The organism is Flammeovirga sp. SubArs3 (genome assembly GCF_947387565.1).
GTDB lineage: Bacteria > Bacteroidota > Bacteroidia > Cytophagales > Flammeovirgaceae > Flammeovirga > Flammeovirga agarivorans.
The window spans coordinates 1-24,643 of the sequence record NZ_CANDOA010000019.1; the positions used below are offsets into that span (position 1 = coordinate 1).

Annotated in this window: 25 protein-coding genes and 4 tRNA genes; 23 read left to right on the plus strand and 6 right to left on the minus strand. The window is 33.9% G+C overall.

What is annotated here, in order from left to right:
• Positions 1 to 397 precede the first annotated feature (397 nt).
• The 5 genes from QL232_RS26750 to QL232_RS26770 all read left to right on the plus strand — a co-directional run bounded on the left by QL232_RS26750 (position 398) and on the right by QL232_RS26770 (position 5,058).
• Positions 398 to 667: an HU family DNA-binding protein gene (locus QL232_RS26750; RefSeq protein ID WP_044229322.1), complete on the plus strand. Its 270-nt coding sequence runs from the start codon at positions 398 to 400 to the stop codon at positions 665 to 667.
• Positions 668 to 742: 75 nt separating this feature from the next.
• Positions 743 to 1,606 carry a tetratricopeptide repeat protein gene (locus QL232_RS26755; protein ID WP_281616449.1) on the plus strand — a complete coding sequence of 288 codons (864 nt, stop codon included), beginning with the start codon at positions 743 to 745 and terminating at the stop codon, positions 1,604 to 1,606.
• Between the two features lie 383 nt (positions 1,607 to 1,989).
• Positions 1,990 to 3,549: an Rne/Rng family ribonuclease gene (locus tag QL232_RS26760; protein WP_168885704.1), complete on the plus strand. Its 1,560-nt coding sequence runs from the start codon at positions 1,990 to 1,992 to the stop codon at positions 3,547 to 3,549.
• Positions 3,550 to 3,709: 160 nt separating this feature from the next.
• On the plus strand, positions 3,710 to 4,009 hold the full coding sequence (gene trxA / locus QL232_RS26765; RefSeq protein ID WP_168885705.1) for a thioredoxin: 300 nt from the start codon (positions 3,710 to 3,712) through the stop codon (positions 4,007 to 4,009).
• A 53-nt stretch (positions 4,010 to 4,062) separates the two neighbouring features.
• Positions 4,063 to 5,058 (plus strand): hypothetical protein, encoded by a 996-nt coding sequence (locus QL232_RS26770; protein WP_281616450.1) that lies wholly within the window; start codon positions 4,063 to 4,065, stop codon positions 5,056 to 5,058.
• Between the two features lie 63 nt (positions 5,059 to 5,121).
• Here the strand turns inward: QL232_RS26770 and rseP are convergent, their stop codons facing one another.
• The gene (rseP, locus tag QL232_RS26775) at positions 5,122 to 6,474 is read right to left on the minus strand and encodes an RIP metalloprotease RseP (protein ID WP_281616451.1); all 1,353 of its coding nucleotides are present in this window, start codon (positions 6,472 to 6,474) and stop codon (positions 5,122 to 5,124) included.
• 62 nt (positions 6,475 to 6,536) lie between these two features.
• Positions 6,537 to 7,694 carry a 1-deoxy-D-xylulose-5-phosphate reductoisomerase gene (gene dxr, locus QL232_RS26780; protein WP_281616452.1) on the minus strand — a complete coding sequence of 386 codons (1,158 nt, stop codon included), beginning with the start codon at positions 7,692 to 7,694 and terminating at the stop codon, positions 6,537 to 6,539.
• 67 nt (positions 7,695 to 7,761) lie between these two features.
• On the opposite strand from dxr, the gene QL232_RS26785 reads away from it, so the two are divergent.
• From QL232_RS26785 to QL232_RS26815, 7 genes are all read left to right on the plus strand, one after another.
• Entirely contained in the window at positions 7,762 to 8,157 is a 396-nt protein-coding gene (locus tag QL232_RS26785; RefSeq protein WP_168885709.1) for a hypothetical protein, read from the plus strand.
• Positions 8,158 to 8,284: 127 nt separating this feature from the next.
• Complete coding sequence (gene gcvH / locus QL232_RS26790; protein ID WP_168885710.1) at positions 8,285 to 8,665, plus strand: glycine cleavage system protein GcvH; 381 nt, start codon at positions 8,285 to 8,287, stop codon at positions 8,663 to 8,665.
• Between the two features lie 80 nt (positions 8,666 to 8,745).
• Positions 8,746 to 9,369 carry an NUDIX domain-containing protein gene (locus QL232_RS26795; protein WP_281616453.1) on the plus strand — a complete coding sequence of 208 codons (624 nt, stop codon included), beginning with the start codon at positions 8,746 to 8,748 and terminating at the stop codon, positions 9,367 to 9,369.
• 7 nt (positions 9,370 to 9,376) lie between these two features.
• Positions 9,377 to 11,614 (plus strand): WG repeat-containing protein, encoded by a 2,238-nt coding sequence (locus QL232_RS26800; RefSeq protein ID WP_281616454.1) that lies wholly within the window; start codon positions 9,377 to 9,379, stop codon positions 11,612 to 11,614.
• A 72-nt stretch (positions 11,615 to 11,686) separates the two neighbouring features.
• The gene (locus tag QL232_RS26805) at positions 11,687 to 11,887 is read left to right on the plus strand and encodes a hypothetical protein (protein WP_168885713.1); all 201 of its coding nucleotides are present in this window, start codon (positions 11,687 to 11,689) and stop codon (positions 11,885 to 11,887) included.
• Positions 11,888 to 11,995: 108 nt separating this feature from the next.
• The gene (locus QL232_RS26810) at positions 11,996 to 13,213 is read left to right on the plus strand and encodes a CHASE2 domain-containing protein (protein ID WP_281616455.1); all 1,218 of its coding nucleotides are present in this window, start codon (positions 11,996 to 11,998) and stop codon (positions 13,211 to 13,213) included.
• Positions 13,214 to 13,317: 104 nt separating this feature from the next.
• Positions 13,318 to 14,202, plus strand: coding sequence for a hypothetical protein (locus QL232_RS26815; protein WP_281616456.1), 885 nt, complete (start codon positions 13,318 to 13,320; stop codon positions 14,200 to 14,202).
• A gap of 49 nt (positions 14,203 to 14,251) precedes the next feature.
• Here QL232_RS26815 and QL232_RS26820 read toward each other — a convergent pair whose 3' ends face one another.
• Positions 14,252 to 14,965, minus strand: a complete 714-nt coding sequence (locus QL232_RS26820; protein ID WP_281616457.1) for a VTT domain-containing protein — start codon at positions 14,963 to 14,965, stop codon at positions 14,252 to 14,254.
• 138 nt (positions 14,966 to 15,103) lie between these two features.
• Here QL232_RS26820 and QL232_RS26825 point away from each other — a divergent pair.
• From QL232_RS26825 to QL232_RS26875, 11 genes are all read left to right on the plus strand, one after another.
• Positions 15,104 to 15,176 (plus strand) — tRNA-Thr (locus QL232_RS26825).
• A 47-nt stretch (positions 15,177 to 15,223) separates the two neighbouring features.
• Positions 15,224 to 15,296 (plus strand) — tRNA-Thr (locus tag QL232_RS26830).
• Positions 15,297 to 15,343: 47 nt separating this feature from the next.
• Positions 15,344 to 15,416, plus strand: a tRNA-Thr gene (locus QL232_RS26835).
• 65 nt (positions 15,417 to 15,481) lie between these two features.
• Positions 15,482 to 15,554: transfer RNA gene (locus tag QL232_RS26840), tRNA-Thr, on the plus strand.
• Between the two features lie 213 nt (positions 15,555 to 15,767).
• Positions 15,768 to 16,004: a 50S ribosomal protein L28 gene (rpmB, locus tag QL232_RS26845; protein WP_168885717.1), complete on the plus strand. Its 237-nt coding sequence runs from the start codon at positions 15,768 to 15,770 to the stop codon at positions 16,002 to 16,004.
• 46 nt (positions 16,005 to 16,050) lie between these two features.
• Positions 16,051 to 16,233, plus strand: a complete 183-nt coding sequence (gene rpmG / locus QL232_RS26850; protein WP_044212429.1) for a 50S ribosomal protein L33 — start codon at positions 16,051 to 16,053, stop codon at positions 16,231 to 16,233.
• A 2-nt stretch (positions 16,234 to 16,235) separates the two neighbouring features.
• On the plus strand, positions 16,236 to 16,388 hold the full coding sequence (locus tag QL232_RS26855) for a DUF4295 domain-containing protein (protein WP_084005937.1): 153 nt from the start codon (positions 16,236 to 16,238) through the stop codon (positions 16,386 to 16,388).
• A gap of 275 nt (positions 16,389 to 16,663) precedes the next feature.
• Complete coding sequence (gene ftsY / locus QL232_RS26860; protein WP_168885718.1) at positions 16,664 to 17,662, plus strand: signal recognition particle-docking protein FtsY; 999 nt, start codon at positions 16,664 to 16,666, stop codon at positions 17,660 to 17,662.
• A 148-nt stretch (positions 17,663 to 17,810) separates the two neighbouring features.
• Entirely contained in the window at positions 17,811 to 18,626 is an 816-nt protein-coding gene (gene proC / locus QL232_RS26865) for a pyrroline-5-carboxylate reductase (protein WP_168885719.1), read from the plus strand.
• Positions 18,627 to 18,664: 38 nt separating this feature from the next.
• The gene (pfkA, locus tag QL232_RS26870) at positions 18,665 to 19,636 is read left to right on the plus strand and encodes a 6-phosphofructokinase (RefSeq protein WP_168885720.1); all 972 of its coding nucleotides are present in this window, start codon (positions 18,665 to 18,667) and stop codon (positions 19,634 to 19,636) included.
• Positions 19,637 to 19,915: 279 nt separating this feature from the next.
• On the plus strand, positions 19,916 to 21,430 hold the full coding sequence (locus tag QL232_RS26875) for a SulP family inorganic anion transporter (RefSeq protein ID WP_168885721.1): 1,515 nt from the start codon (positions 19,916 to 19,918) through the stop codon (positions 21,428 to 21,430).
• Between the two features lie 58 nt (positions 21,431 to 21,488).
• Here the strand turns inward: QL232_RS26875 and QL232_RS26880 are convergent, their stop codons facing one another.
• The 3 genes from QL232_RS26880 to egtB all read right to left on the minus strand — a co-directional run bounded on the left by QL232_RS26880 (position 21,489) and on the right by egtB (position 24,134).
• The gene (locus tag QL232_RS26880; RefSeq protein ID WP_168885722.1) at positions 21,489 to 21,953 is read right to left on the minus strand and encodes a DUF4268 domain-containing protein; all 465 of its coding nucleotides are present in this window, start codon (positions 21,951 to 21,953) and stop codon (positions 21,489 to 21,491) included.
• A gap of 69 nt (positions 21,954 to 22,022) precedes the next feature.
• On the minus strand, positions 22,023 to 22,964 hold the full coding sequence (gene egtD, locus QL232_RS26885; protein ID WP_281616458.1) for an L-histidine N(alpha)-methyltransferase: 942 nt from the start codon (positions 22,962 to 22,964) through the stop codon (positions 22,023 to 22,025).
• Positions 22,965 to 22,982: 18 nt separating this feature from the next.
• On the minus strand, positions 22,983 to 24,134 hold the full coding sequence (egtB, locus tag QL232_RS26890; RefSeq protein WP_281616459.1) for an ergothioneine biosynthesis protein EgtB: 1,152 nt from the start codon (positions 24,132 to 24,134) through the stop codon (positions 22,983 to 22,985).
• Positions 24,135 to 24,643: the final 509 nt, after the last annotated feature.

The following is a 24,643-nucleotide window of genomic DNA, read 5'->3' on the forward strand; positions in this document are numbered from 1 at the left end:
CGAACAGAGCAGTTAAGCCCTACAGTGCTGATGGTACTGGGTTAACCCCCGGGAGAGTAAGTCGGCGCCACATTCATTAGATATAGAAGGTTAGTTAACACAAGATGTTAGCTAACCTTTTTTATTTGGGTAAAAAATATCTAATAATTTGTTAATCAGTGCTTTATAATGAAAAAGTACTATTATTTTAACGTATTGATTATTACCTTTGTAACAATAATTTAGGCTAACAGCCCTCTGTTATTCAATAAGTTATTCTTTTGATGCTTTTTGAATAACGATGGTTTAAATCTTATAAATATAAAATATTACTAAAGTGACTAAAGCAGAAGTAATCACAGAAATTCTCAGAAAAATTGAGAAACGTCAAGAGGCACAGACTTCGAACGCAGCGACAATGGTAGAAGTAGATAAAGAAATTGTAGGTCAAGTTCTTGAAGACTTCTTTAACGTTGTGAAGGACAAAATGGCTGAAGGTAATAATATCTATATCCGTCGTTTCGGTAGCTTCGTGAATAAAAAGCGTGCTAGCAAAAAAGGTAGAGATATCTCAAGAGGTGAGATTATTCCAATTCCTGAGCACTTTATTCCTAGCTTCAAACCTTCGAAAGAGTTTGTAGAAAAAATTAAAGGAAGTGATAAAGTTCGTTTAATCAACGAAAATTAATCTTTATTGCAATGAAATGCATAAATTGTCCATGCCTATCTAGGTATGGACATTTTTTTTAATCTCAAATAATATATGGGAAATAAACAGTATATATTGATAGGAGCAGGTGTCGTTATGATAGCTATCCTTGCATTTTTACCGAAGGCTGTAATTACTGATAATTCAGAGGCGGTCGCACAAACAACAAACACTTCTGAGGCTGAACACGAACATACAGAAGGTGACGGTCATGATCATAGTCAAGATGCTAATATGAACATGGCACATGATAAATTACCAGCGGATACACAGAGAACTTTAGATTCACTAGAACACGCATTTTCTACAGCTAACACCAACCAAAATAAAGCAAAGGTAGCAGATGAAGCATTTGATATCTTATACCGTATGAATAAATTTGACCAAGCAGCAGGATGGAAACTTGCTTTATACGGTCAAACAAATAATATAGACGACTTAAAAGAAGGTGCAGATGCTTACTACGAAGCATTTACTTTTGCTATGAGTGAGCAAAAATCAGCAAGCATGGCTAAGTTGGCTAGAGAGAATTATGAGGATTACCTCAAAAAGCATGGAGAGGACTTGGATGTAAAAGTGAAAATTGGGATGACTTATGTTGTTTCATCATCACCAATGCAAGGAATTATGAAGATCAGAGAAGTGATTGCAGAGGATCCCAACCATAGGCTAGCTTTATCAAGTTTAGGTATTTTATCTATGCAATCAGGACAATATGATAAAGCAGTAACAAGGTTTGAAAAGTTGAAAGATTTAGATCCAAATGACCTGGAATCTAGATTTTATTTGGCGATGGCACTGAAGCAATCTGGAAAAGATAAAGCTGCATTAGAGGAGATGAAATACATCAATAAAAATGCTGATACTGAGGAAATTCGCGTCTCTTCGACCCAATATTTAGCGGAATGGGATAATTAATGTAAATAAGTAGAGAAAAAATCAAATTAAATTCGTCTTTCTCCTATTTTATATTTAAATTGCGCACTCGTTTGGAAGGTATATTTCATACTTTCTAATCGAATAAGTGAAAAGATTTCAAACAATATAAACTGTAAGAATATGCCTTGCGGTAAGAAAAGAAAAAGACATAAGATTGCGACTCACAAGAGAAAGAAAAGACTTAGAAAGAACAGACACAAGAAAAAGTAATGTTCTAGTCGCAACTTACAAAAACCTTGCTCTAGTGAATCTAGGACAAGGTTTTTCCTTATTTTAGTAAAGTGAAGTATCTTAACGTAGATACGCATGCATTTTTATGTATGTTAAATATATTTTATTGTTAACCTTAAACTTTTATTGAGTTGAGTAATGAATTAGTTATCAATTCAACGCCGGAAGGCTCTAGAATTGCTCTCATGCGAGATAAAAGTCTGGTGGAACTTCATTATGATAATGATGAAACTAAGTTTCAAGTAGGTGATATCTATTTGGGAGTTGTAAGAAAAGTAGTTCCAGGTCTAAATGCTGCATTCATTGACATTGGATACGACAAAGATGCTTTTCTACATTACTTGGATTTAGGTCCTAAAGTAAGATCTCTCTTAAAGTATATCAAACTGGCTCAAGGTAAACATCACAAGCATGTGTCTGAAAACCTAAAGCAGTTCCGTTTAGAACCTGAAATTGATAAGCTCGGAAAAATCAATGAAGTACTAAAACAAAATCAAAAGATTTTAGTACAAGTAGTAAAAGAGCCAATTTCGACTAAAGGCCCAAGATTATCATGTGAACTCTCTTTAGCGGGAAGATATCTAGTTCTCGTTCCATTTAGTAATACTGTCAATATTTCAAAGAAAATCACTGATGCAGGTGAAAGAAAAAGACTTCTTAAGCTTGTCAATTCTATCAAACCTGAGAATTTTGGTGTAATTATCAGAACTGTTGCAGAGGGACAAGAAGTTTCTGAGTTGGATAAAGACTTAAGAGACCTTGTTACAAAATGGGGAGAAGGTGTTGAAAAACTTAAAGTAGCTAAACCTAGAGAGAAAGTTATTGGCGAGATTAATCGTGCAACTTCAATGTTGAGGGATATCCTTAATGAATCATTTGACAATATTACTGTTGATGATAAAGAAGTTTACGAAGAAATTCGTCGATTTATACAACAAATCGCACCAGACAAGACCGGTATTGTAAAACATTATACTGGTAAGACCAAGCTTTTTGAACACACAGGTATTGAAAAGCAACTAAAGACACTCTTTGGACAAACTGTTAGCTTAGGAAGTGGAGGGTATTTGGTGATTGAACACACCGAAGCACTACATGTTATTGATGTTAACAGTGGAAATAAGTCGAATGCAGAGAATAATCAAGAAGCTACTGCATTCAACGTTAACTTAGAGGCTGCAACAGAAATCGCCCGTCAGTTACGTCTACGTGATATGGGAGGCATCATCGTCATTGACTTCATTGATATGAAGAAAGCTGAACACAAACAGAAATTGTATCAGCACATGAAGACGGAGATGAAAGCAGATCGCTCTAAACATACAGTATTGCCATTGAGTAAATTTGGCTTAATGCAGATTACAAGGCAGCGTGTAAGACCTGAATTAAGTATTGTTACTAAAGAGAAGTGCCCAACTTGTAATGGAACGGGTAAAATCACGGCATCTATTGCTATCGCCGATCAAATCGAGGCAGAAGTATTATACCTGATAGAGAACCAAAACGATCAAAAGTTAAAACTAGGAGTACATCCTTATCTCTATGCTTACTTTACAGGAGGATTTCCTTCTCGCAGAATGAAATGGTTCTTGAAACATTTCAAATGGATCAAAATCTTCGAAGATTCGTCATTAGGCTTATCTGAATACAAGTTCTTTGATCATCATGATGAAGAAATTTCTTTAAAATGATAAGTTAGCTTCTATCACACAAGATGTGGTAGAAGCTTTTCTTTTATTCTATTATATGTATATATGAAACTATATTCATTTGATATTCGTTTTTAATCATTGATATTTGATAAAAATGAAAGCACTTAACAGAGTATTTAAAATTTAATTTATTTACCTTATGTCAAAATTTACTAACTTAATTCAGAATTCGGAAGTACCTGTATTAGTTGACTTCTATGCTGATTGGTGTCAACCATGTCATATGATTGCTCCTACCATCCGTTCCATTAAAAATAAAATGGGAGACCAATTAAAAATTGTAAAGGTAAATGCGGATAATAACCAAAAAGCAATGTTGAAATATCATGTGAAAAGTATTCCAACATTAATATTATTCCATAAAGGGAAAATCCTTTGGAGAAATGCCGGTGTAATTCCAGAAGTTGAATTATTAAAAGTCATAAATCAATACATCTAGCACTACCTCTTAAAGTATAAATTGAGGTAGGAATTAACAATTTATACTACAACATGTCTAATCTTAATATCAAAACTGAGGTAATACAAGCTTCACCTCTGGCTACATTAATACTATCTTGTAAAGATGTTCCTTCTTCATCATGGCTCGATTATGTAAAAGCCCTTCTTGCAATAGCAGGAGCTGATGGTGAAGTGTCCGATGAAGAAATGGATTGGGTGTTCCAAGACTTTCTTAATATTGTCGGAGCTTCGGAGGAACAAGTAGAAGAGGTAAGGTCTTTTGATTTTAAAAATGTAGACTTGGCTGAATTGCTTTCTTCTTTAGATATTGATGTACCTATGAACTACAAAAGAACATTGGTATATGATGCAGTAATGATGGCAAGAGCAGATATGGTATATGCAAAAGAAGAAAAAGAGGCTGTTGCAAAAGCTGCTGAATTATTGGGGGTGCCATTCTTTATAGCTAAAACAATAGAAGGTTTAGTAAATACAGAGAAGTCGTTAGAGATGATTCGTAAATCGTTATTTGAGTTGGAAGACGACGAGGCTCATCCAATTCAAGATTTAGCTTCTCTAAACATGAAACCAGCTTCTGTATTAGAAAGAAATACTTTTGGTGTAAGGTTCACAAGTGAGGAGACTCAAAGAAATTATGGTTATGCACTAATGATAATTTCAGGAGCAGATGGAATAGTTTCAGAAGCAGAGAAAGATTGGTATTTGAATCAGTTTTGTGAAGTGTCAGAAACACCAATGGCAATAGCACAAGATGTTTTAAGTTTTGATTACCTAAATGGAAATTTAGAAGAAGTATTGAATAATTTGAAAGTGGATGTCTCTATCAACTTCCAAAGAACACTTCTCTATAATGCTATTAAAATGGCAAATGCTGATGAAGACTTTCCTGAGAAGGAAAAAGCAGCAACTGAAAAAGCAGCAGAGCTATTGGGAATCACAAAAGACATTGCAGAAACCATCTATTATTTAGTAGATACTGAAGCAAAAGTACTTAAGATGAGATCAACACTATTTGATTATAAATAAAAAAGAAAAGCCACTCTAACATCATATTGTTAGAGTGGCTTTTTCATTTATGATACTTAATATTTATCTCGAAATTAATTTAAAGATATCATTACCAAATGCGAATACCATAATCGATAATAAGATTAACATACCGATTTGTTGAGCAACCATTAGTACCTTTTCAGAAGGTTTTTTACCAGTGATAATCTCATAAGTTAGGAAAACCACATGTCCACCATCTAATGCAGGAATTGGTAAGAAGTTCATAAACGCAAGTACCATTGATAGCATACCTGTGATTGTCCAGAACTGTAACCAATGCCATGTACCACCATAAACCTCGGCGATACCGATTGGGCTACTTACAGATTTACTTGCAGAAACTTCACCTCGGAATAATTTGCCGAATGCTTTTATTTGTACAATAATGACATTAAATGCATCCTTAGTACCTACAGGGATTGCTTCTAAGAAAGTATATTGTTTGTACTCTGCTTTTAATCTAGAGTTCATTTCGAAACCTAGTGTACCTTCATCAGAAACTTTAATATTAAGGTCAACAGGTTGTTCATCTCTTAAGACAGTAAGTGTAATTTCTTTTCCTGATAATGGAGCTAAAGCTTGTCTAAATTCATTGAAGTAAGGAAGTTCTTTACCATTAATAGCTACAGGAACGTCTTTAGGTTGTAATCCTCCTTTGTCTGCAGGTGTACCAGGTAGAACTCTCTTTACAATAAATGGATCTCTTGGGTAGACGTAAGACATTTTTTTATATTCGTCTTCACTCATCCATTCAATCATTTCTTTTGGGATATCTACCCTTACTTCTTTACCTTCTCGCTCAACAGTTAAATAGCTATTTTGCTCAAGAAGAAAATTAGGATCAACAATGTCTCTAAATTGCTTGACAGGTTGCCCGTTGGCGTTAATGATTTTATCACCAGTTTTTAAGCCAACTCTTTCTCCAAGTTCTGAGGCATAAATACCATATTTATTGATTTCAGAAATAGGTAAATATCTTTCGCCTGTAGAATAAGAGATACCGATAAAAATAAGAATACCTGTAATGATATTCATTATAATACCTCCAAGCATTACAATTAATCGTTGCCATGCTGGTTTTGTTCTAAACTCCCAAGGTTGAGGCTCACTCTCTAGGTCGTCAGCACCCTTAGATTCGTCAATCATTCCTGCAATATCAACATAACCACCCATTGGAAACCATCCTAAGCCATACTCAGTATCTCCTCTTTTCAATTTGAAGATTGAGAATTTTAATAAGTTGGGAAATGGGAATAGGAAATCAAAAAACAGGTAAAATTTATTGACACGTATTTTAAAGAATTTGGCTGCCGCAAAATGCCCAAACTCATGTATTCCAACTAAAATTGATAATCCCGCTAATAATTGAGCGGCCATTACAAGTCCTTCCATTCTATAAATTAACACACAGATTTTATCTAATCATTATAAAACCTGTCTTCAGGTGATAAAAATTATTTATTAGTCCAATTTTTAGCTAATTCTCTTACATTTTCATCAGTTGCAACATAATCTTCATATGTTGGATTAGCAATAAACTGATAATTCTCCATGCAATATTGGTTTAAACCCGCAATATCGAGAAACTTTATTTCGTCATTCAGAAATCTATCAACAGCAATTTCATTTGCTGCATTTAATATACAAGCACTATTACCTTTTTGTTCTAAAGCTTTGTAAGCTAATTCAAGATTTACAAAAGTTTCTTTATCTGGAGCTTCAAAAGTTAAAGTAGGGTATGCTGCAAAGTTAAACCTTTCAAAATCTGAAGGAAGTCTTTTGGGGTATCCTAATGCATATTGAATTGGTAGCTTCATATCGGGTAAACCTAATTGAGCTTTAATACTTCCGTCAATAAATTGTACTAATGAATGTACAATGGATTGAGGGTGTACAACTACATCAATTTGTTCGCCTGAAACATCGAACAACCATTTTGCTTCAATAACTTCTAATCCTTTGTTCATTAATGAGGCAGAGTCGATAGTTATTTTAGCTCCCATGCTCCAATTAGGATGTTTGAGTGCTTGGGCTTTTGTAACTTCTAATAGATCTTCTCTTTTCTTTCCTCTGAAAGGACCTCCAGAAGCTGTTAGAATAACTTTTTCAATAGGGTTTTGTTCTTCTCCAACTAGGCATTGGAATATAGCAGAATGTTCAGAGTCTACTGGAATTATAGCTACATTTTTTTCCTTAGCTTTTTGAGTGACCAATTCGCCTGCTACCACCAAAGTTTCCTTATTAGCTAATGCTATGGTAATTCCTTGATCAATGGCAGTTAACGTAGGTTTTAGCCCTGCATAACCCACTAATGCTGTTAAAACAATATCTGAAGTAGCGTTTTCAAGAGCTTCACAAATACCATCCACAGAAGCTAAAACTTTTATTTTAGTATCAATTAATGCTTCTTTCAGTTGTGAAAATTTATCTTTATTGCCAATTATGGCGTATTTTGGTTTGAATTCAATACACTGTTGAATAAGTAGTTCAACATTATTTCCCGCAGATAGAATGCTAACAGAAAATAATGAAGTATTTGCTCGTATTACATCAAGTGCTTGTGTACCGATTGATCCTGTAGATCCAAGGATCGCGACTGACTTTAATGTCATAAAATCTTTTGTTTTTCGTATTTACAAAATTGTAAATCTACAATGGGAGTGCAATTTAATACCTAAAGTGTTTTTCTGTTTAATTTTTTGCTTCTCAATACCATCAATTTCAATTTATGGTCAAGAAAAAGCAATAAGTATCGATACCGAGTGGAAAGAAATCACTTTAGAAAATCAAGTGTCTTTAGAAGTTCTTAAGAAAACACCTCGAGCTGTTCTAAAAACCTATGCAATTTTAAAATTACAAAATCTTGATTCTATAAACGATAAAAAGGTACACCTTTCTTTAGATCTTTTCTATGAAGATACTACTTATCATTTAGAAAAAAGTCTGATTTTACCCGTAAATGAAAAAATTCTGCTTCAGAAGGATATGAACCCAAGTATTAATGAAATTCTGGTAGAGAATTACTCACTTACGGTAGGTGATACACTACATTTTTTTGAGAAGGACTCTTTGTAGTATTTTAAAATTGATTTAAACTGTAAATAAACATTGTATATATCTTTCTTTCGTTGTTTATTTGGGCAAAATTATTCGTCAATGTAGACGACCATAGATAAATCACATATTTATTTTAATAAAGACCATGAATTTTCCAGCAGAATTAAAGTATACAAAAGACCACGAGTGGGTACGTGTAGAAGGTGAATTTGCTTTTGTCGGCATTACTGAGTTTGCTCAAAGTGAGTTAGGTGATATCGTATTTGTTGATATTACTGCTCTTGACGAAGAAGTGGAAGAAGGTGAGGTGTTTGGTTCAGTAGAAGCTGTAAAAACAGTTTCTGATTTGTTCATGCCTGTATCAGGTGAAGTGGTTGAAGTCAATGAAGCTATCGATTCAGCTCCAGAATTAGTGAATTCAGATCCTTACGGGGAAGGCTGGATGATCAAAATCAAATTAAACGATGCTGCTGAAGTAGACGGTTTAATGAGTAGCGAAGATTACCAAAAAGAAATTGCAAGCTAATTTCTTGTATAAAATATACTTTTAAGGAGTTGAGCATTGTTTGTTCAACTCTTTTTTTTCATCCTTATTTGATACCCACAATGCATTTCTATACAGGAAAAATCTACTTTGAAATAAGAGCTATACACAATAAGCACCCAAAGGAACATCAGTTTGTTATTTTTGGAAATGCCTCTGCAGAAACAGTTTGGTCGCGTTATAAGTCTGCGGCTGAAAATGATACAGCAGGGCAACCAAAATACTTATTTTACACAACAAACCTAGAAGAAACAAAGAAGCAGCTATTAGAGAAGTTCCAGATAAGAATTGCAGGTGGTGGAGTTGTATTTAATCAGAATGATGAGCTCCTTGTCATTAAAAGAAATAGCATTTTTGATATACCTAAAGGTCATTTGGATAAAGGGGAGACCATAGAGGAATGTGCAGTTAGAGAAGTAGGAGAGGAAACAGGAGTAAAGTCTACTATTGAACATTTATTGATAGAAACATTTCATACTTACCTTTATAAAGGAAAGCATGTAATGAAACACACCTATTGGTATAAACTAAAATTAAATGAAAACGATGAAGTAACCTTAGTTCCTCAGCAAGAAGAAGGAATTGAAGAAATTCATTGGATGAATATCGAAAAAATTAAAACTACAGTATGGAAAAATACTTATCAGTCTATTAAAGACGTTTTTCTATCGTGTGGAGTGAAATAAATCAAGAATGATCAATCAAATTCTAAAAATAGTACTGGTATTATCAATGTTTGGATGTCAGGAGTTATTGGCTCAAGAGATCATTCAAACTATTGAAGGTTATCAATTACAAAATTCTAAAGGTAAGATCTTAACCGATATATTTTATGATGATATGGGGTGGTCTGATGACGCTAACCCTGAAAGTAAACCTTTTTTTTATGGACAATTGATAGGAGTTCAACTGAATGGAAAGTGGGGACTTATTAATACAAAAGGAAAGGAAGTTGTATCACCAAAATATCAAACGATAAATTATTTCACTAATGGAATTTCTATCATCAGTGAAAACGGCAGGTTTGGTGCCATGAATACATCAGGTAAAGAAATAGTGCCTTTAACGTTTTCTAAATTAAAGATGATGTCTGGTAATTTAGAAATGTTGGTTGCATCGAGTAATGGATTACAGGGAGTAATAGACTTTAAAGGGAATACCATTCTGCCAATAGAATATATTAGTATTCAATGGGCTGGACCGAAGCTGTTAGCAGCAATGAATCAGAAAGGGGAATGGGAGTTGGTATATCATGATGGCACTCCTTATTCAAAAGAAAGGTATACGTCATGGAAGTGGTTACATCAGCCCCAAAAGTTACTTTTAGATATTAATGGTAGAAAAGGTTTACTGGATGATCAAACTGTTGTTGAATATGAAGTGAAATATAAATCTATTTCATTTACTGATTCTACTTGTATTGTAGATACTTACCCAACTTATGTTTTAGGTACGTTAGATGGAACATCACTTTCTACATGGAACTGTGATAGTATTCAATATGCTTCAGATACGTTAATTCGATATTTTGTAGAAGATAAAGTTGGTGTGGCGACTATTCATGGAAGAAATCAATTCTTTAATTTTTATGATGTTGTTGGCGATTTTGTCAATGGGCAGGCCATAGTTCAGAAGAAAAATAGATTTGGTGTTTGTGATACATATGGCAAACTAATTATACCATTGAAGTTCAATAATATCAAAAGAATGCCTACAGGACATTATTGGACTTTAGATGAGACGAACTTTACAGATATATATGATCACAGAGGGAAAAATATTACCTACCATAATTATGATATGGTAGGTGAATATTCTCAAGGAAAATATTTAGTAAGAAAAGCAAGGAGGTATGGTTATTTGGATAGCAACTTAAAAGAGTGGATCTCTCCTCAATTTACCGATGCAGAATCATTTGTTGGTCCCTATGCTGTTGTGAGAACGAATGATTATTATGGAGTAATTGATTTGAATAGAAAATGGGTGATCTCTCCCGTAGTTGACCGACTGAAAACTATTTCTGAAGGTTTGTATTATTTCGAAGACAATCAAAAATGGGGGACTCTAAGTGCAGAAGGCTATGAATGGTATAGAACTGATGACGCAACAGTAGAATCTTTTGAGGATGGATATGTCATCATGAAAAAGAGAGGGAAATATGGGTTATTGACGAACCAAGGGGAACTTTGTTTAAATACACTGTATGATTCTTTGGAGTTTTCTAATCTGGATGAAGGTAGAGTAAACATGTATATAGATAGTACTTGGCTCTATAAAGATGTTTATGATGATGAAGGAGAACCTAAAAGAAACGCTTATCAAATGTATGAAGAAGTAGGTGTACCTCATGAAGGGTTTACTGAAGTGAAAATGCGAGATAAGTATGGTTTTATGGACTATTTAGGTAGAATGCGTTTAACGATTCAATATGAAGCTGTAAAGCATTTTTCAGAAGGTGTGGCTCCTTTTCAACTAAATAATAAATGGGGGTTTATTGATAAAGAGGATCGAATTTATCTACAACCAAGATATGAAGAATTATTCCCTTTGATTAATAATATGTCCAAAGCAAAAAAGAATGGCTATTGGGGAGTGATTGATAGAAATGGAGAAGTGGTTATTCCTTTTAAATATGAAGCTATTGAAAGGACTTCTTTTGGTAATTGGTATGTATGGGAGAAAGGAGGAAAAATGGGGATTTATGAACCAGGTGGAGCAATTGGTATCTATGGTAAATATACCTCAATTAAAGATCTTGGAATTGATTATGTTATTGTATCACAAGATATATTATTAGGCGTAGATAAAATAAATGGGTTAGTTAGTTGGGGACAGAAATATTATCAAATTTCATTATTAAGTAATAAGAAATGGTTTGCTCTAACGACTTCTTTACCTTCAGAATCTATCAAATCTATTCCTGTGAATTAAGAATTATTATGTTCGATAACCGAACGTAACTGTCTTATTTATAGTTTAATAAAGTGGATTAATGTTCGCTTTATGAGAAATTTATACTACATAGTTCCTTTGCTTTTTATACTATTAATGTTAGTAGATATTAAAAGCACAGCAAAATCTGAGGTTAAAAGAAAACCTATTGAAAGAAATATTATAATTTCTGATCATGCTGAAATACTAAAAGATGGAGTTTTAGTAGAAAAATATTCAGATGGTAGTATAGATTTATATATTGAAGAATAAAAAGTACTTTACTATAGATTAAAAATGCCTTTGTTGACGTTATGTGAACAAAGGCATTTTTTTTGCACTTTATTTTCTTACATCATCTACTATGACAACCTGTTCGATATGACCAAAATAAGACTAATTAATAAAGAAGCTTTTTTAGGAACTGTCTTTATCTTTCTATTTATGTGGGCACTTCAAGCTTCAAACATTCAAGTGGAGCTCATCAATGTTTTTGAACAAGTATTCGAAAACTTTGAGTTGACAGATGTCTATTACTCAAAATTAAGAAGTCAACAATCTGAATCTTTTGAAGATGAAGTTATCTTGGTGAATATTGGTAACTTAGATCGAAAAGGAATTGCAAAAAGTATATTAAGGTTATCAGAAGGCAAGCCTAAAGTGATGGGAATAGATGCAACATTTGTTGGCCCCCGTCCTCAAGATCCGGCTGGAGACTTTCTTTTAGCACAAGCATTAAATAAAGTTGGAAATTCTTTTGTCATGGCAACAATGCCAGATGATTGGGACCTCAATAGAAACGAGTTTGATACTCTAGTGATGCCATACGCACCTTTTGCTGCTCGAACGGATCATGGTCATGTATATACAGGTATTCTTACCGATGAAGATTTTACCACTTGGAGAAACTTTCCTACCTATATTGAAGTAGATGGAAAGAAGGAATATGCTTTATCTGTCAAGCTTGCTCAAAAGTTTGCTCCAGAAAAAACAGAAAAATTTTTAGCTAGAAATAATCAAGTGGAATCGATCTACTTTAAAGGCAACTTGGATAAGTTTATCAAACTTGATATTTCTGATTTTGAAGATCCCAATAGAACCTTTGAGATTGTGAAAGATAAAATAGTTCTATTAGGGTATATGGGAGATGGATATACAGATAGACATTGGGATGCAGATAAATTCTATACGCCATTAAATAATAATGTAGTAGGTAGAGGTTATCCTGATATGTTTGGGGTGGTGGTTCATGCTAATATTATTTCCATGATATTAAATGAAACCTATATCGATATGATGCCAGATTGGTTAAGTTATGTCTTGGCATTTTTAGTCTGTTACTTGAATGCTATCATTTTTATGTGGATTGTTGAAAATAGAAATTTAGCCATTTGGTATAATGCGATTACAAAATCAATTCAGTTACTCGAAGCGATTGTTATTTTATCAATGACTATGTTATTATTTGGTTCATTTAGGTACCATGCAAACTTCGCATTGCTATTTCTGGTAGTTCTACTTTCCGGGGATTTAATTGAAATATTCGCAGAGATAGTCTTGCGTATGTTCTTCAAAGCAAAGGATAAATGGAAAAAATAGTGATTTTTATTAATTTGCAAATAACTTTTAATGTTAATCAACGTATGTAATAATACGGATGATTTAATCACGAACTTCTGAAGAAAATAATATCTTATAATACTATGAAAATCAAATTACTAAGCTTTCTTTTTGTTCTAATTTCAATACCTTTTGCTTATGCTCAAGAAGCAAAGTTTATGGTATTAGGGGCTAAAGGAGAGATCACATCAAACGGAAAAAATATCCATGCTGGTGATATGATTTTATCCGGAACTACTATTGACATTAAAGGAAGTACACCTTATTTAGGGTTAGCATATATCGCAGGAGGTACTTTGGAATTAAAAAAGCCAGGGTCGTATAATGTTGCTGATTTAGAAAAAGGCTTATCAAATCAGGACAATGATCTTGTTTCAAAATATGTTGACTTCATCAAGGATGAATTAACAGGTTCTACAGCTAATGCAAGTACTCAAGCAAAATATGGATCTGTAACTAGATCATTAAAGAAAAAGCCGATCTTCTTTTATGTACCAATCAACTCTAACGCAATCAAGTCTAATGTTAACTTAACTTGGGCTATGAAAGAAGGTGTTGAAAAGAAGGATAAAACGTTTAAATTATTTATTAAAGATCGTAAGCAACATGTACTTATCGAGAAAGAAGTAACAGGAACGACTTACGCATTGGATTTAAATGATCCGGAGCTGAAAGATCAAAAGTATTTATTCTACTATGTAGAAGATGCAGATAACCATAAAATCGCTTCAGATGTTTATGCATTCGAAGTGCATAAAGATGGAGGAGATGCTCAAACAGATAAAGCTTTAGAGCAATTAAAGGCAAATGATACTGCTATTGGTCACTTGATCTTAGCAAAGTTTTATGAAGATAAAGGTTTTATTGTGAATGCTTCAACTTCTTATGAGCAAGCAATTGAACTGTCAAATGGAGATGAACAATACATTAAAATGTATGAAGATTTTCAAGCAAGATACGGAAGTTAATTTCCTGTAAGTAAGATATTACTTTAGAATGACCACTCTTAATATTGAATTAGGAGTGGTCTTTTTGTTTACTAGCTTCTAGCTCTCGTTGAATATTTTTACTAAAAACTCTGGTGAGACCAACAATCGATATTATGATAAGTCCTCCTATGATTAACTGAACGATAGTATTACTATTCACATTGGAGAGATCCTGTATTTCTATAATAGATTTACCTACCCATACAGAAACAATTGTTCTTGGTAGCATACCAATGAAAGAACCAATAACGAATTCTTTTAAAGGAGTTTTCGCCCAAGCTAACATCAGATTACTTAATGCAAATGGTAAGATGGGAGAAACTTTAGTAAAAGCTACAATCTTGATCGGCGACTTATGTACCGTATTTATTATTGCCGTTGCTATTGGATATTTCTCTAATGAAGAAGCAAACTTTCCTTGATCGATCCATTTTACTAGATGATAACATATAACAGATGCTATGACATAAGAAGGGATAACACCAAATAACCCTCCCCAACCAAGAAAATATCCAGTGAGTAATGCGATAAAAGTGGTAGGTGTTAGAGCACATGCCATAGTGATACTAGTAAGAATAAAGAACATTACCCAATAAGAAAATGGGAAAGCTAGTATCTCCGATTCGTAGGTATAAGCTAAGCTAACGATGCTTGAACTAGTAATAATTGGGAGTATACTTAAGCCACCACCGACAGAAAATGACGATGCATTTTGCTTTAAAAACTGCTTTATTTTGTTCATTTTCGATTCATTTCCTGAATAAATGCAAATTATTTCTCTACAAAGTAAAAAAAAACTAATCTAATTTGTGTAATTAAAATTAAGAATCTATATTTGCATCGCTTTAATGAAAACGGGTGTTTTTATAAAGAGCAAAAGGCCTCATTAGCTCAGCTGGTAGAGCAACTGATTTGTAATCAGTAGGTCACTGGTTCGACTCCGGTATGAGGCTCACAACTTTTGCAAGACGTGCAATCGTATTAAAATACTAAAATACAAGCCTCATTAGCTCAGCTGGTAGAGCAACTGATTTGTAATCAGTAGGTCACTGGTTCGACTCCGGTATGAGGCTCGATATTTTAATCAAACATTCGTAATACGTACGGATTGATTTGAAAAGCCTCATTAGCTCAGCTGGTAGAGCAACTGATTTGTAATCAGTAGGTCACTGGTTCGACTCCGGTATGAGGCTCAAGTCTTGGAGTCAGGCAGTTTGGAAACAAACTCGGCGCTGGGTTAAAGACGAAATATGGTACTGCCTCATTAGCTCAGCTGGTAGAGCAACTGATTTGTAATCAGTAGGTCACTGGTTCGACTCCGGTATGAGGCTCATAGTAATGAAACCTTCTTTGTTGACTTGAGTATAAATATCTTGATAGTTATGTTTAAGTCTTCGTAGAAGGTTTTTTTTATCTATAAAATTTTCTGATGATCCTCTGATCGTTAATGAATTTGAAACTTATAATATCCTAAGTATCTGATTATTTGACTTTTAGCTGAAAATTCAGATATTTGCGGACTCGTTAATTAAATATATATAAAGATGTCTAAAATCTGCGATATTACAGGTAAAAGAACGAGAGTTGGTAATAATGTTTCTCACGCAAACAATAAGACCAAACGTAAGTTCTTCCCTAACTTGCACAAAAAGCGTTTTTACATTCCTGAAGAGGATCGTTGGGTAACGCTAAAAGTTTCTTCAAGTGCTTTAAGAACAATCAACAAAAACGGTATCTCTGCTGTGTTGAAAAAAGCACGTAAAGAAGGTAAAACTTTCTAATTAAACTTGGTTTAACTTGGTATCACTTACCACAACATTATAAGTAATGGCTAAGAAAGGCAACAGAGTACAAGTGATTCTTGAGTGCACGGAGCACAAAGCATCTGGTCAACCAGGTACTTCAAGATACATCACAACAAAAAACCGTAAGAACACTCCAGATCGTTTGGAAAGACGTAAGTTCAACCCGGTTCTAAAGAAATACACTATTCACCGTGAAATTAAGTAATTATGGCTAAGAAGGTAGTAGCAACACTTAAGAAAGAAGGTGGCGTAAAGTACGCTAAAGTAGTGAAAGCTGTGAAATCTCCAAAGACGGGTGCTTACACGTTCAAAGAAGAGATTATCATGGAAGATCAAGTGAAAGATTACTTAGCTAAGTAATTTCTTTACATACTTATTCTTTCGAAAAACACCCTGCAACATGATTGCGGGGTTTTTTATTATCATTAATAATGTGATTTTTTACACTAAATAAGAAGCTTGATGTTGATTTGATTTTAAATCAATGTTAAAAGTTTACGATTATTAGTATAGGAAGATCACTTCTAAATACTTACTTGCAAACAATTGGGATTCTAACTTTTATAACGTTATTTTTACCTAGTGAAGTAAGTATTTATTATCCTCATTTATTTAGAATTAACGCATCATAAACAATGGGCTTTTTTAAAAAAATTTTTGGTAAGACTGAGATAACTCAAGAGGAAAAAGATAACCTTGATAAAGGGTTGGAAAAATCTCGTGGATCAATCTTTGATCAGATCACAAAAGCAGTTGCAGGGAAATCCAAAGTTGATGATGATGTTCTTGATAACTTGGAGGAAATTCTTGTTACTTCAGATGTAGGTGTTGAAACTACACTGAAAATTATTAAACGTATTGAAGCTCGTGTTGAAAGAGACAAATACGTTGATACAAAAGAACTTAATAAGATTCTTCATGAAGAAATCGCAGGGTTATTAGATGAGAATAAAAGTCAGGATGTTGATGGCTTCTCAATCCCTGAAGGTATCGAAGGACCTTATGTTATGTTGGTAGTAGGAGTAAATGGTGTTGGTAAAACAACAACAATTGGTAAACTATCGGCAAAGTTTAAAGCTAAAGGTTATAAAGTGGTTTTAGGAGCTGCAGATACATTTAGAGCAGCAGCAGTAGACCAATTAAAACTTTGGGGTGAGCGTACAGGAGTAGATGTAGTTGCCAAAGGAATGAATGTTGACCCATCTTCAGTAGCTTTTGAAGCTGTAAAAAAAGGAGTTGAGTCAAATGCTGATATTATTATCGTTGATACAGCAGGTAGATTACATAATAAAGTGAATTTGATGAATGAGCTTTCTAAAATTAAAAGGTCAATGCAAAAAGTTGCTCCTGGAGTACCGCATGATGTAATTTTAGTTTTAGATGGATCAACAGGTCAGAATGCGCAAAATCAAGCTAGAGAATTTATGAAAGCAACAGACGTAAGTGGACTTGCAATCACAAAGCTTGATGGAACAGCAAAAGGAGGCGTAGTGATAGGAATATCGGACGAATTTAAAATACCAGTAAAATATATTGGTGTTGGCGAAGGAGTTGATCATCTACAAGCCTTTAGAAAAATGGAATTTGTAGAATCTTTATTTGGTGGCAGAGATGCTACTGATACAAGATCATAATCATAAAAAAAGTCATCCAATAATTTAATATCGGATGACTTTTTTGTTTATACCAATAGTTGTAAGGGATACTTAGTTTGAGTTGTGTCACATTATCCTAAAAAGATCGTAACTTACGCTCTAATTTTAGGACTAACATACTCGACAAATGAAGCCAGAAAAGATTACAATTATCGGTGGAGGTAATCTAGGACAAGCGATTGCTGAAGGACTTATTGCAAGTAATTATATTGCTGCAGAAAACCTAACCGTCACAAGAAGGAACCTTAAACTTCTTAAAAAACTGTCTGATAAAGGGGTTAAGGTAAGTAGTGACAATAAAAGTGCTGTGGAAGGTGCAGACTTAATAGTGTTGGCGATTAAGCCTTTCCAAATAAAATCTATAATGGAAGAAATAAAACCAAACCTTCTTCCATCGCAAATCGTTACTTCAGTAGTAACAGGTGTTTCTTTAAATGACATGTCTTCAGTATTAGGTGATGAACAACCAGTGTTCAGATCTATGCCAAATACTGCCATCGCTATCAGAGAGTCGATGACTTGTATTGCAACAGTGAATGGTACGGCTGATCAAAAAGAAATGATTGTAGATTTGTTCTCACAATTAGGAGAGGCAATTATAATTGATGAAAGCCTAATGGCAGCAGCTACAGTACTCGGTGCATGTGGTATCGCATATGCCATGAGATTTATCAGGGCAGCATCTCAAGGAGGTATTGAAATCGGATTTGGTGCTGAAGTATCTCAACTAATTGCTGCACAAACTGTAAAAGGAGCAGCCTCACTATTAATGGAAACAGGAAATCACCCAGAGCATGAAATTGATAAAGTAACGACACCAAAGGGTTGTACGATTGCTGGATTAAATGAAATGGAACATCAAGGTTTTAGTTCTTCATTAATTAAAGGTGTGAAGACATCGTTTAAAGCTATTGATGTGATTAAAGATGACTTTAAGAAGTAATTTAAAGCATATTATACAGTAAATAAAAAAGTGAATTAGTGAAAAAGATAGCCGTATTTACATCAGGAGGCGATGCACCGGGCATGAATGCTTGTGTAAGAGCCGTTGTTAGAACTGCAATTTATCATGGTATTGAAGTAATTGGTGTACGTAGAGGTTACAAAGGTATGGTGGATGCCGACTTTGTACCAATGACTTCTCATTCTGTTAGTAATATTATCGGGCAGGGTGGTACTATTTTAAAATCTGCGAGATTTGATGAGTTCAGAGATATTGAGTGGCGTAAAAAAGCATACGATAACTTAATCGCTGAAGGAGTTGAAGGACTAATTGCAATTGGTGGAAATGGTACGTTTACAGGTGCTAAATTATTAATGGAAAACTTTGGTATCCCAACAATCGGGTGTCCTGGTACTATTGATAATGATTTATTCGGTACGGATTATACCATTGGTTTTGATACTGCCGTAAATACAGCATTAGACGCTATCGATAAAATTAGAGATACAGCAGCTTCTCATGATAGAGTATTCTTTGTAGAAGTGATGGGACGTGATGCTGGTTTTATCGCTATGCAATCAGGTATTGCAGGTGGAGCAGAAGATATTCTTGTACCTGAAATTCCAGATTCTATTGACGAGGTGATCGAAAACCTTAAAAAAGGCGGAGAAAATGAGAAACCATCACATATTGTTGTGGTAGCTGAAGGTGAAGAGATTGGTAATGCTACATTTATTGCTCAAAAAGCAAAAGAAGCAATGCCAAATCTTGATATCAGAGTTTCTAATTTAGGTCACATCCAAAGAGGTGGTGCACCAAGTGCTTTGGATAGAATTCTAGCAAGCCGTATGGGTATTGCAGCTGTAGAAGGTTTGATCGCAGGCAAGTCAAATGTAATGTCAGGTATTATCAATGACCAAGTGACATATACAAGTTTTGATGATGCCATCAATAAGAAAAAACCGCTTGATGTTGAACTAAATAAGATGGTGGAAATCTTAAATAGCTAAGATACAGTCATCTATAAAGGTTAATAAATTATGGAATGAATGCAGAAAATGATACTTTTGCGTTCGTTCCATTTTTTTATGGATAATCTAAAACAATTATAAAGGACTGGTCCAATGTGATTTTCTGTTCAAAAGAACTACTTTATTCTGTTAGATAACAAAATACAGGATATCAAATATATAACTATCAGCGATGTTCATTTCAAACTTATTGATCACTGATGGTAACATGTAACAACAATCTTCTCAAACTTTCAATTGCTCATTGTGAGCACAATAATGAAACAAAATTTACAATTAAGCTTAAAGGGGACAGATTTTAAAACAGAGATTCTGTCGGGGTTAACTGTAGCTATTGCTTTAGTTCCAGAGGCAATTGCCTTTTCTTTTATTGCAGGAGTTTCACCACTAGTTGGTCTTTACGCTGCAGTAGTGATGGGATTTTTTACTGCTGTATTAGGTGGTAGACCAGGTATGATTTCAGGTGCAACAGGAGCGATCGCTGTTGTAGTAATGCCTTTGATTGCTGATAAAGGTGTAGACTATTTATTCCCAGCAATTATTTTAGGAGGATTAATTCAGATTGTAGTAGGTGCTTTAAAATTAGGTAAATTCATTCGTTTAGTACCACATCCAGTGATGTTGGGTTTTGTAAATGGTTTAGCTATCGTAATTTTTAAAGCTCAGTTTAGCCAATTTATGATTGATGGAGAATATTTAACAGGATCTCCATTATTCGTAATGTTAGGACTAGTAATTCTTGCAATGTTGGTGATTCAATTCTTCCCGAAATTGACAAAAGTGATTCCTTCACCATTAATGGCAATCGTAACTGTATCTGCTATTGCTATTGGTTTAGGTATTGATACACCAACTGTTGGTGATATGGCTTCTATTAAAGGTGGTCTTCCTTCTTTAATTATGCCAGATGTTCCTTTTGATATGGAGACATTAATGATTATTCTTCCATTCTCACTTAAAGTGGCAGGTGTTGGTCTAATCGAAAGTTTATTGACCCTAACATTGATCGACGAAATTACAGAAACAAGAGGTAGCGGTAACAGAGAATCAATTGCTCAAGGTATTGCTAATATTATTTCTGGATTTACAGGAGGTATGGGTGGTTGTGCTATGATTGGACAGTCAATGATTAATATCCAATCAGGTGCTCGTCAACGTTGGTCTGGTATTATTGCCGCTGTAGCATTATTATCATTTGTATTATTCCTTTCATCAATCATTGAGCAAATTCCAATTGCAGCTTTAGTAGGGGTAATGTTTATGGTGGCCATCGGTACATTTGAATGGTCAAGCTTTAGAATATTAAATAAGGTTCCAAAAACTGATGTTGTAGTATTAATTACTGTTTCATTAGTAACTGTAATTGAAGATTTAGCTGTAGCTGTATTGATTGGTATTATTATGTCAGCATTATCATTTGCATGGGAAAATGCTGTACGTATTAGAGCAAGAAAGAAAACAGATGAGTTTGGTCGTAAGCATTATGAAATTTACGGACCATTATTCTTCGGTTCAGCTACCAACTTCTTTGAAAAATTCGATTTTAAAAATGATCCAAAAGAAGTAATCATAGACTTCTCTGAGTCGAGAGTTGCTGATTTATCAGGTATTGAAGCAATTAATAAAATCAATGAGAAATATGAAGAGTACGGAAAGAATGTAACTTTCATACATTTAAGTCAAGATTGTGTAGACTTATTGGCGAAAGCAAAATCTCATATTGAAATTGATCATGACCACGATCCTCACTATTCTGTAGTGTACGATGCATAAGTATCATCAATAGAACTAAAAAAGCCGATAAAAGTAATTACTCTTTTATCGGCTTTTTTTATTTGTAAAGTTCTTGAAAGATCTCTTTCACATCTCTCCAGAATTCATCAAGTTTTAAAATTCTAGGTTTAAGGAATTCATAGATTTCAGGTTGATCTTCTGGTTTGAACATATTCACTCCTTCTTTTTCGATATAGATTCGTGAAATGGTTTGGTATTGTTCGTTCTGTGCATGTAGTTCCCAAGTCCATTCTTCTTCAAGTATAGAATGAAGGTAACTTTTCATATCAATAAATTGATCATAGAATAACTCTTGAACTTCCGTATCCTTATGGGTGATATAGATACCAATGCTGCATTTCTTCTTATCTGCATCCATTTTGAAGAAGACATTTTTTACACCTGTCTTATAGTTGGTCCAGTTGATCCTTTTTCCTTCTTCGGATTTAAAAGGTTTAAGCATCTTACCGAATTGTGTCCAAAATTCAGCCCGTAATCTTGAATGTTCTTCTTTACTGTACATGAAGTTCTATTTATATCTATAATTTGAACTAACAAAGTTACTAAATGATCAACACCGAAACAGATTTCTTTAATTACTCTTCGTTAAAATCAGATCAGTGAAGTAATGTTTATGATCTGTAAATTGATGCTTCAATTGGAATGAAGTGCCCTCAATAATGTTTCGAATGATATCCAAGTCATATTTTCTACTTACTTCCGTATGAATTAATTCATCTTTTTTGAAATGAAATTCCTTATCTACTTCTTCGATATAGACCGATTGATTCATGGAACTTTTGATATAGCTTTTGGCAATACCTTCCTTCTCATTATATGTCGCTAAATGAGAAAAGTCTTTTATATTGAAATTACCACCCAGTTCTTTATTGATACGGTGTAATAAGTTTAGGTTAAACTCTGCAGTGATTCCTTTATTATCACTGTAGGCAGGGAGAACAATCTTTTCAGACTTAATTAAATCTAGACCTAATAAAATACTATCACCAGAGTTCATTACATGATGAAGTTGTCCGATAAACCCTTTCGCTTGTTCATCTGTCATATTCCCCAAATTTGAACCTAGGAATAAAATGAGCTTTCTTTTATCAGTCTTAAAATCTTTGATCATTTTGAAATAATCACCGCAAATACCTTTTACCTTGAGAGCAGGAAGCCATTCATTCATTTTATCTGTGATATCAATAATCGCTTGTTGACTGATATCAATAGGTCTGTAAGTGATCTGATTGAAATCAAAGTTTCTAAGAAGTTCCTTGGTTTTTATACCATCACCAGCGCCTAGTTCAATAATTTCTAATTCACTATCATCAAATATCTCGGCAATATTTTTTCCTTGTGATTGCAAAATTTCCATTTCACAGTCGGTTAAGTAGTATTCGTCCAACTTCATGATTTGACGGAAAAGGGCTTCACCTTTTTTATCGTAGAAATACATTGAAGATAAAAACTTCTTATCATCTGAAAGCCCTTTTTCTACATGTTGAGCAAATAATGTTTTTTCACTGATCATAATTCTGATAATTAATCGTTAAAGAGATTTAGCTAGACGAATACCTGCGTATTGCCAACGATAATGTGGATGAAAGAAATTTCTATATGTTTTTCGGCTATGATTTGGAGATGTGGCTACACTACTTCCTCTTAGTACCATAGTATTGATCATAAATTTTCCATTATATTCTCCTAAAGCCCCATCTGCTGTTTTAAACCCTGGGTAAGGTAAGTAGGCACTGTTTGTCCATTCCCATCTTTTTCCCCATTCAAATTTGTCTGCAGCGACTTCCCATTCAAATTCAGTCGGCAACCTCATACCTTTCCAACGGGCGAAAGCCTCAGCTTCATAAAAGTTGATATGTGAAAGAATAGCTTTAGGATTAACTTTTTTCATTCCTCCTAATGTGAATTGATACCATTCCTCATTTCTCTTTTCCCAATAAAGAGGAGCGTTGATTTGATTTTCTTGAACCCAGCTCCAACCTTCATCCAACCATAAATCAAACCGTTGGTAGCCGCCGTCTTCTATAAACGCCATAAAGTCTTCATTACAGACTAAGTCTTTAGCAATAGAGTAATTATGTAGATATACTTTATGCTTTCCTTGCTCATTATCGTAAGAGAATTGATCTCCTTTGTAACCAATTTCATAGATCCCTTCATCTATATCAACCCATTCATTAAAGTAGTGAACCTTATCTTCCAATAAGCTTCCATTTTCTTTGTAAGTAGTCTTAAAAGGGTGTGAGAAAAATAAAAGCTTTAGATCAGTGACCATTAACTCTTGGTGTTGTTCTTCATGATTAATACCGATTTCAAGTAAATCCAACAGCTCTTTAGGTTGTTCATTTTGAAAAAGGGATAAAATATGTTGGTCTACATGAGTTCTATAAGCATAGACTTCCTCTACAGACGGTCTAGTAAGAACTCCTCGATTATTTCTAGCAATACGATCTCCTACATTATTATAGTAGCTATTGAACAAGTAAGAGAATTGAGCATCGAATTCTTGATACTCTTCTACATACTTTTTTAGAATAAATGTTTCGAAAAACCATGTTGTGTGACCGAGTTGCCACTTCATAGGGCTGGCATGTAAAACAACTTGAGGGGTATAATCCTCTATTGATAATGGTGAGCAAAAGTTTTCAGTTTGTTTTCTTACCGAAATATAATGATCTAACATGTGTAGATTGAAATGAATTTTATGGTTATAAATGAAGTTGATTACAGTCTAAATAAACTTAATGAAGCTACTGTAGAAATGATTTCTGAAATAACTATGCAGTTTATTCTATCTATAATTTATTCACTATAAATGAGTTTACAAGTGTTATGATGTCTTTTTTTTGAATAAACTTGTTATTAAAGAAAACGATTGTACCTTTGCACTCCCTTCAAACGGAAGGCGATATGAAAAACACTCCTAGTTAGTACTATTCATTTTCAACATTTTGCAAAGAAGACAGTGCTGTAAATTAAAATTTCAAATGAAATCAAATAAGCATTGCATATTAAATTTCTCTTCTTACCTTTGCACTCGCTTCTGAAAAGAGGCGGTCATAAAAGACTAAAACGTTGGTCTTTTTAAGCAGAGAGTGGAAGTTGAAAATCTTCAGAAATTAGCTCGGAAAAATAAAATAATTTTTTTTTAAAAGAGTTTGGAGATTAAAATTTAGTTCTTACCTTTGCACT

What these genes read in the sequence shown, in the direction of transcription:
- QL232_RS26750 (WP_044229322.1), top strand. Translation starts at nt 398, where the DNA reads ATGGTAGAAGTAGATAAAGAAATTGTAGGTCAAGTTCTTGAAGACTTC.
- QL232_RS26755 (WP_281616449.1), top strand. Translation starts at nt 743, where the DNA reads ATGGGAAATAAACAGTATATATTGATAGGAGCAGGTGTCGTTATGATA.
- trxA (WP_168885705.1), top strand. Translation starts at nt 3,710, where the DNA reads ATGTCAAAATTTACTAACTTAATTCAGAATTCGGAAGTACCTGTATTA.
- QL232_RS26770 (WP_281616450.1), top strand. Translation starts at nt 4,063, where the DNA reads ATGTCTAATCTTAATATCAAAACTGAGGTAATACAAGCTTCACCTCTG.
- rseP (WP_281616451.1), bottom strand. Translation starts at nt 6,474, where the DNA reads ATGGAAGGACTTGTAATGGCCGCTCAATTATTAGCGGGATTATCAATT.
- dxr (WP_281616452.1), bottom strand. Translation starts at nt 7,694, where the DNA reads ATGACATTAAAGTCAGTCGCGATCCTTGGATCTACAGGATCAATCGGT.
- gcvH (WP_168885710.1), top strand. Translation starts at nt 8,285, where the DNA reads ATGAATTTTCCAGCAGAATTAAAGTATACAAAAGACCACGAGTGGGTA.
- QL232_RS26795 (WP_281616453.1), top strand. Translation starts at nt 8,746, where the DNA reads ATGCATTTCTATACAGGAAAAATCTACTTTGAAATAAGAGCTATACAC.
- QL232_RS26800 (WP_281616454.1), top strand. Translation starts at nt 9,377, where the DNA reads ATGATCAATCAAATTCTAAAAATAGTACTGGTATTATCAATGTTTGGA.
- QL232_RS26805 (WP_168885713.1), top strand. Translation starts at nt 11,687, where the DNA reads ATGAGAAATTTATACTACATAGTTCCTTTGCTTTTTATACTATTAATG.
- QL232_RS26810 (WP_281616455.1), top strand. Translation starts at nt 11,996, where the DNA reads ATGACCAAAATAAGACTAATTAATAAAGAAGCTTTTTTAGGAACTGTC.
- QL232_RS26815 (WP_281616456.1), top strand. Translation starts at nt 13,318, where the DNA reads ATGAAAATCAAATTACTAAGCTTTCTTTTTGTTCTAATTTCAATACCT.
- QL232_RS26820 (WP_281616457.1), bottom strand. Translation starts at nt 14,965, where the DNA reads ATGAACAAAATAAAGCAGTTTTTAAAGCAAAATGCATCGTCATTTTCT.
- rpmB (WP_168885717.1), top strand. Translation starts at nt 15,768, where the DNA reads ATGTCTAAAATCTGCGATATTACAGGTAAAAGAACGAGAGTTGGTAAT.
- rpmG (WP_044212429.1), top strand. Translation starts at nt 16,051, where the DNA reads ATGGCTAAGAAAGGCAACAGAGTACAAGTGATTCTTGAGTGCACGGAG.
- QL232_RS26855 (WP_084005937.1), top strand. Translation starts at nt 16,236, where the DNA reads ATGGCTAAGAAGGTAGTAGCAACACTTAAGAAAGAAGGTGGCGTAAAG.
- ftsY (WP_168885718.1), top strand. Translation starts at nt 16,664, where the DNA reads ATGGGCTTTTTTAAAAAAATTTTTGGTAAGACTGAGATAACTCAAGAG.
- proC (WP_168885719.1), top strand. Translation starts at nt 17,811, where the DNA reads ATGAAGCCAGAAAAGATTACAATTATCGGTGGAGGTAATCTAGGACAA.
- QL232_RS26875 (WP_168885721.1), top strand. Translation starts at nt 19,916, where the DNA reads ATGAAACAAAATTTACAATTAAGCTTAAAGGGGACAGATTTTAAAACA.
- QL232_RS26880 (WP_168885722.1), bottom strand. Translation starts at nt 21,953, where the DNA reads ATGTACAGTAAAGAAGAACATTCAAGATTACGGGCTGAATTTTGGACA.
- egtD (WP_281616458.1), bottom strand. Translation starts at nt 22,964, where the DNA reads ATGATCAGTGAAAAAACATTATTTGCTCAACATGTAGAAAAAGGGCTT.
- egtB (WP_281616459.1), bottom strand. Translation starts at nt 24,134, where the DNA reads ATGTTAGATCATTATATTTCGGTAAGAAAACAAACTGAAAACTTTTGC.